Source organism: Streptomyces sp. NPDC045998 (assembly GCF_056430285.1).
Genome location: NZ_JBWKLJ010000003.1, coordinates 864,236 through 870,317 on the forward strand (window position 1 = coordinate 864,236; position 6,082 = coordinate 870,317).

Here is a 6,082-nt window from a genome sequence, read left to right on the forward strand (position 1 = left end):
ACGCTACCCCGGGATCTTAGGCTCCCGCCGCGTCAGCAGCCAGGGTTCGATCACACCGAGCCCGCGCACCGGCCGCTGCCACATCGGCTGGAGCGCGAAGCGGTACGACGGGGGCGCCTCGCCGTCCTTCTCGGCGCGCGCGATCTCCTCGGCGACCTGCGCCTCCGACACGGGCGCCTCGCCCGTGCGCGACAGCTCCTCCGCCAGCGCCCCGTCGACCAGGACCGCGTCCTTGGGCGCTATCGAGGTGAGCCGGCTGGCGAGGTTCACCGTCGTACCGAAGACGTCGCCCATCCGGGTCGTCACCGTGCCGAAGGCGATGCCCACCCGCAGCGCGGGCATGGTGTCGTCGTGCGCGAGGGTCTCGATGAGCCGCACCCCGATCTCGGCGGCCGTACCGGCGTCGTCCGCCGCGTAGAGCACCTCGTCGCCGAGCGTCTTGATCAGCCGCCCGCCGTGCGCCGCCACCAGGTCGGCGCAGGTCGTCTCGAAGGCCTCGACCAGCTCGCCGAGCTCCTCCTCCTCCAGCCGCCGCGTCAGCCGCGTGAAGCCGACGAGGTCCGCGAAGCCGACCGCCAGGCGCCGGTCGACCATCTCCTCGTCGTCGGCGGCCTGGACGACGCGCCCGGTCGCCGCCGCGAGCTGCCGCCGCCACACGTACACCAGGAACTCCTGGAGCTCCGGCAGCAACAGCTCGACCAGCGGATACGTCACTTCGGTGCGCGTCATGCCCGGCTCGGGCGGCTCGGTGAGGCCCTCCAGGAAGGAGTCGATCTGCCACTCGGCGAGCCGCGCCGTGGTCTGCCCGGTGGACCGGGCGACCTGCACCGCCATGGGCTCGCTCAGCAGCCCCGCCTCGACCAGACCGGCCAGTCGCCGCAGCGCCAGGACGTCCGCCTCCGTCAGCGCCTTGGCCTGGCCGATGTCGGCGAAGCCCATGGCCCGCCAGAAGCGGGACGCCAGGTCCATGGAGACACCGGCGGTGCGGGCCGCCTGGAAGGGGGTGTAGCGGCGGTCGGCGCCGAGGATCAGCTGCTCCAGGCGAATGGCGAGCGGGTCGTCGGTCGGCTCGGCCGTGTGGTCGACGACGTGGTGGGGGGTCGGGTACTCGGCTCCGCCGGAGCCGGCCCCCGGCCCGGACCGTGGTCCGGAGCCCGGCTCGGACGCGCCTGCGGGCCCGCTTCCGGGTCCACCTCCGGACCCGCCTCCAGGCCCGCTTCCGGGTCCACCACCGGACCCGTCTCCCGACCCGGCTCCGGACCTGCGCGAATTCGCGTCGTCGACGGTCACCGGCCGCCTCCTGCCCGTTCCCTGCGCACTGCCCTGCCGATCTGTCGCTGGATCGCCTCAACGATACGGCAGGTGTGCCGTGGCTCACGTCCCCTCGCGGGAGCGTCTTGGGGGCGTCGTGGGAGCGCGTTCAGTCCGCCGGGCGCAGATGGACGATGTCGCCCGCGCCCACGGCCTCCCGTCCGCCACCGTCCGCCCGCTCCACGACGAGCCGTCCGCCTCCGTCGATCGCGACCGCCTCGCCGGTCAGCGTCCGGTCGCCGGGCAGCTCCGCGCGGACCGTGCGGCCGAGGGTCGCACAGCCCGCGGCGTACGCCTCCTGGAGCCCGCAGGCCGCCGGGTCGCCGTCGACGGCCGTCCACCGCCCGTACCAGAGCTCCAGGGAGCGCAGGACGGCGCGCAGCAGCGGGTCGCGGTCGGTGGAGACGGCGTCGGCGAGGGCGAGGGAGCCGGCCGTCGGGACGGGCAGCTCGTCGGCGCGCAGCGTGACGTTGAGGCCGAGTCCGACGACGATCGCGTCGTCCGCTGGGCCCGCGGCGCCGCCGGCCCGCTCGGCGAGGATGCCGCCGGCCTTGCGCTCCTCCTTCACCCCGTCCTCCCGCCGCACCTTCACCAGCAGGTCGTTGGGCCACTTCAGCGACATGTCGACGCCCGCCGCGCGGGCCAGGCCCGTGGCGGCGGCCACGCCGGTCAGCAGCGGCAGCCAGGCCAGCCGCTCGGCGGGCACCCGCGGCCGGAGCAGCACGGAGAAGAAGAGGCCCGAGCGCGCGGGCGCGGACCAGACACGGTCGAGCCGCCCGCGCCCGGAGGTCTGTTCCTCGGCGACGAGCACGGCGCCCTCGGGCAGGTCCGCCGCCCGGGCCGCCAGGTCGGAGTTGGTGGAGCCGGTGGCGGCCACGACGTCGAGCGAGGTCCACAGCCCGCCGGGCACGAGGAGCGCGCGGCGCAGCGCGGTGGTGTTCAGGGGCGGCCGTTCGAGATCCGACCAGGGGCTTGCGGGACCATGTGAGGACGTCATGCAAGCCAGCGTAGGTGTGGCAAACACCGCACTGCCGAACGGTATCGCCGCCGATACGCTACGGATCAGTAGCCAACGAACCCGTGACCAGTCAGGGAGCCGCATCCCGATGTCCGAGCCGGCCCAGAAGATCGACATTCATACGACCGCGGGCAAGCTCGCGGATCTCCAGCGCCGTATTCACGAGGCCACCCACGCGGGCTCCGAGCGAGCCGTGGAGAAGCAGCACGCGAAGGGCAAGCTGACGGCCCGCGAGCGGATCGCCCTGCTGCTGGACGAGGGCTCGTTCGTGGAGTTGGACGAGTTCGCCCGGCACCGTTCCACCAACTTCGGCCTGGAGAAGAACCGCCCGTACGGCGACGGTGTCGTCACCGGGTACGGCACGGTCGACGGCCGGCCGGTGGCGGTCTTCTCGCAGGACTTCACGGTGTTCGGCGGTGCGCTGGGCGAGGTGTTCGGGCAGAAGATCATCAAGGTGATGGACTTCGCCCTGAAGACCGGCTGCCCGGTCATCGGCATCAACGACTCCGGCGGCGCCCGCATCCAGGAGGGCGTCATGGCCCTCGGCATGTACGGCGAGATCTTCCGCCGCAACACCCACGCCTCCGGCGTCATCCCGCAGATCAGCCTGGTCGTGGGCCCCTGCGCGGGCGGCGCGGTGTACTCCCCCGCGATCACCGACTTCACGGTGATGGTGGACCAGACCTCGCACATGTTCATCACCGGCCCGGACGTCATCAAGACGGTGACGGGCGAGGACGTCGGTTTCGAGGAGCTGGGCGGCGCCCGGACCCACAACACCACCTCGGGCGTGGCGCACCACATGGCGGGCGACGAGAAGGACGCCATCGAGTACGTCAAGTCGCTGCTCTCCTACCTCCCTTCGAACAACCTCTCCGAGCCGCCCGCCTTCCCGGAGGAGGCGGACCTGGAGCCGACGGACGAGGACCGGGAGCTCGACGTCCTCATCCCGGACAGCGCCAACCAGCCGTACGACATGCACACGGTGATCGAGCACGTCCTGGACGAGGGCGAGTTCCTGGAGACGCAGGCGATGTTCGCGCCGAACATCATCACCGGCTTCGGGCGTGTCGAGGGCTATCCGGTCGGCATCGTCGCCAACCAGCCGATGCAGTTCGCCGGCTGCCTCGACATCGACGCGAGCGAGAAGGCCGCGCGGTTCGTCCGCACCTGCGACGCGTTCAACGTCCCGGTGCTGACCTTCGTCGACGTGCCGGGCTTCCTGCCGGGCGTCGGCCAGGAGCACGAGGGCATCATCCGGCGCGGCGCCAAGCTGATCTACGCGTACGCCGAGGCGACCGTGCCGCTGATCACGGTCATCACGCGCAAGGCGTTCGGCGGCGCGTACGACGTCATGGGCTCCAAGCACCTGGGCGCCGACCTGAACCTGGCGTGGCCGACGGCGCAGATCGCGGTGATGGGCGCGCAGGGCGCGGTCAACATCCTGCACCGGCGCACCATCGCCGAAGCGGAGGACGTCGAGGGGACGCGGGCGCGGCTGATCCAGGAGTACGAGGACGCCCTGCTCAACCCGTACACGGCGGCCGAGCGCGGTTACGTCGACGCCGTCGTCATGCCGTCGGAGACGCGCGCGCAGATCGTGCGCGGGCTGCGTCAGCTGCGTACGAAGCGGGAAAACCTGCCTCCGAAGAAGCACGGCAACATCCCCCTGTAAGGAGCCCCCATGATCAAGGTGCTGCGGGGCAACCCGACGCCGGAGGAGCTGGCCGCCGCACTGGCGGTGGTCCGGGCGCGCGCCGCCGCGACGGCCTCGGCGGCCTCCGGCGGCGCGGCACGCGTCCCCGAGGACTGGTCGGACCCGGCCAGGATCGCCCGTACGGCGCGCCCGCGCCCCGGGCCGCGCTCGTGGGCGCGCTCCTACTGGCCGGCGTAGTTCCCCAGGGGGTGTCTTGTCGATCAGGCCGGATCAGGGACGCCGCGAGCCCGGCAAGATCGGCAAGACACCCCCTAAGGAGGGTGGCGCTTGAGTACGCGTACTCAGGCGCCACCGGGCCGGTCGGCCTCAGGATCGAAGGCATGCTGTGGTCCGACCCGGAGAACGAACCCCCCCAAGAGATGCGCGACATGCAGGTGATGCTGCGCCGCGCGGGGATCCTACTGGCGCTGGCGATGGTGCTGGGCATGCTCGTCGTCGGGCTGCACTGACCCCGTCGTCGGCCTGCACTGATCCGCCGTCCGGTGATCCGTTCCGTACCATGACGGCCATGACTGCTCAGCGCCGCCTGGTCCTCGCGTCCGCGTCCCCCGCCCGCCTCGGCCTGCTGCGGCAGGCCGGACTCGACCCCGAGGTGATCGTCAGCGGCGTCGACGAGGACAAGGTCACCGCCCCGACGCCGGCCGAGCTCGCCCTCTCCCTCGCCGAGGCCAAGGCGGCTCACGTCGCCGCCCGCCCCGAGGTGAGCGGCGCGCTCGTCATCGGCTGCGACTCCGTCCTGGAGCTGGACAAGCAGGCCCTCGGCAAGCCGGCCGACGCCGAGGAGGCCACCGCCCGCTGGAAGGCGATGCGCGGCCGTGTCGGCGTCCTCCAGACGGGCCACTGCGTCTACGACACGGCGGCCAAGCGGTACGCGTCCGCGACCGGCTCGACGCTGGTCCGCTTCGGCGAGCCGACGGACGAGGAGATCGCGGCGTACGTCGCCAGCGGCGAGCCGCTCCACGTGGCGGGCGCCTTCACGCTCGACGGGCGCTCGGCCCCCTTCATCGACGGCATCGACGGCGACCCGGGCAACGTCATCGGGCTGTCCCTGCCGCTGCTGCGCCGTCTGCTGCGGCAGCTGGGCGTCGAGATCACCGATCTGTGGACGGAGCGTTCCTGACGGTGCGACGCGCGTGCCGGGGCGGGGCTCAGGCGGGAGCCGCCTCCGGCTCCGCGGCCCCGGGGCCGTAGAGGACCAGCGACGCCACGACCAGCGCCAGCATCGCCATCATGAAGGCGAACGCGCCCCAGCCCACCAGGGCGGCCGTCACGGCGCCGAGCACGCCGTGGGTGATCGCGCAGGAGATCAGCAGGAGGCGCACCGCGCGGCCGGGCGCGCGGTCGCGCACGGCCAGGACCAGCAGCAGGACCCCGCACAGGGCCAGGAACGCGGCGAGGACGCCGCCCATGGCCCAGGTCCCGGCGATCATGGCGTCCGGGTCGAGGCCCGCCAGAGACATCCGCTGGCCGCCGAGGACCGCGGTCAGCGCGACGTGGACCAGCAGGACGCCGACCGCCTCGGCGAGCAGGGCGACGTCGGCCGCCAGGGCTATCGGTCTTCGGGTCACCACGGGCCCCCTGACTGTTACCAGCAGTACGGATGACGACGCGAACGCTACTGACTGGTAAACCTTTGGACAAGGGTCTCGGCACGACCGCAAAGAATCATTCGCCCATTCGTAGGGAGTCCACAAAGAAACCGGACAGCGCGCTGGGCGCCAGGACAGAGACCTTGACCACACCCCAGGGTTACTGTGCCGTGAAGGTGCCCTGCGTAACGTGGTGCGACAAGGGATTTCACCCCCTGGATACGCCTCGGATCACGCTCCGTGTGGGCAAGCTCACTAGTGGGGACGGGTCGAAAGGCCGTGTCGGCAGTCCCTAAACTCAGCTTGTTTCAAGGAGGGAGCCATCGTGCGCAAGGTGCTCATCGCCAACCGTGGCGAAATCGCTGTCCGTGTCGCCCGTGCCTGCCGGGATGCCGGGATCGCGAGCGTAGCCGTCTACGCCGATCCGGACCGGGACGCTCTGCACGT

General features: G+C 71.9%; 8 protein-coding genes. 5 read left to right on the top strand and 3 right to left on the bottom strand.

Annotated features, from left to right (window positions below; all coding sequences use genetic code 11):
• Positions 1–3: 3 nt before the first annotated feature.
• Together AC07FJ_RS12935 and AC07FJ_RS12940 are read right to left on the bottom strand one after the other, a co-directional pair.
• The gene (locus tag AC07FJ_RS12935; protein WP_479048253.1) at positions 4–1,290 is read right to left on the bottom strand and encodes an adenylate/guanylate cyclase domain-containing protein; all 1,287 of its coding nucleotides are present in this window, start codon (positions 1,288–1,290) and stop codon (positions 4–6) included.
• A gap of 130 nt (positions 1,291–1,420) precedes the next feature.
• Positions 1,421–2,308: a biotin--[acetyl-CoA-carboxylase] ligase gene (locus AC07FJ_RS12940; protein WP_479048255.1), complete on the bottom strand. Its 888-nt coding sequence runs from the start codon at positions 2,306–2,308 to the stop codon at positions 1,421–1,423.
• A 109-nt stretch (positions 2,309–2,417) separates the two neighbouring features.
• On the opposite strand from AC07FJ_RS12940, the gene AC07FJ_RS12945 reads away from it, so the two are divergent.
• The 4 genes from AC07FJ_RS12945 to AC07FJ_RS12960 all read left to right on the top strand — a co-directional run bounded on the left by AC07FJ_RS12945 (position 2,418) and on the right by AC07FJ_RS12960 (position 5,166).
• Complete coding sequence (locus AC07FJ_RS12945; RefSeq protein ID WP_479048258.1) at positions 2,418–4,004, top strand: acyl-CoA carboxylase subunit beta; 1,587 nt, start codon at positions 2,418–2,420, stop codon at positions 4,002–4,004.
• Between the two features lie 9 nt (positions 4,005–4,013).
• Entirely contained in the window at positions 4,014–4,223 is a 210-nt protein-coding gene (locus AC07FJ_RS12950) for an acyl-CoA carboxylase epsilon subunit (RefSeq protein WP_479048261.1), read from the top strand.
• A 143-nt stretch (positions 4,224–4,366) separates the two neighbouring features.
• Positions 4,367–4,495 carry a morphogenic membrane protein MmpB gene (gene mmpB, locus AC07FJ_RS12955; RefSeq protein ID WP_479048355.1) on the top strand — a complete coding sequence of 43 codons (129 nt, stop codon included), beginning with the start codon at positions 4,367–4,369 and terminating at the stop codon, positions 4,493–4,495.
• A gap of 59 nt (positions 4,496–4,554) precedes the next feature.
• Positions 4,555–5,166 (top strand): Maf family protein, encoded by a 612-nt coding sequence (locus AC07FJ_RS12960; protein WP_479048264.1) that lies wholly within the window; start codon positions 4,555–4,557, stop codon positions 5,164–5,166.
• Between the two features lie 28 nt (positions 5,167–5,194).
• Here the strand turns inward: AC07FJ_RS12960 and AC07FJ_RS12965 are convergent, their stop codons facing one another.
• A complete protein-coding gene (locus AC07FJ_RS12965) occupies positions 5,195–5,614 on the bottom strand; it encodes a hypothetical protein (protein ID WP_479048266.1) in 420 nt (139 codons plus the stop codon).
• Positions 5,615–5,960: 346 nt separating this feature from the next.
• Here AC07FJ_RS12965 and AC07FJ_RS12970 point away from each other — a divergent pair.
• Positions 5,961–6,082, top strand: a 122-nt coding sequence (locus AC07FJ_RS12970) for a biotin carboxylase N-terminal domain-containing protein (protein WP_146166841.1), incomplete at its 3' end; no start/stop codon positions are given.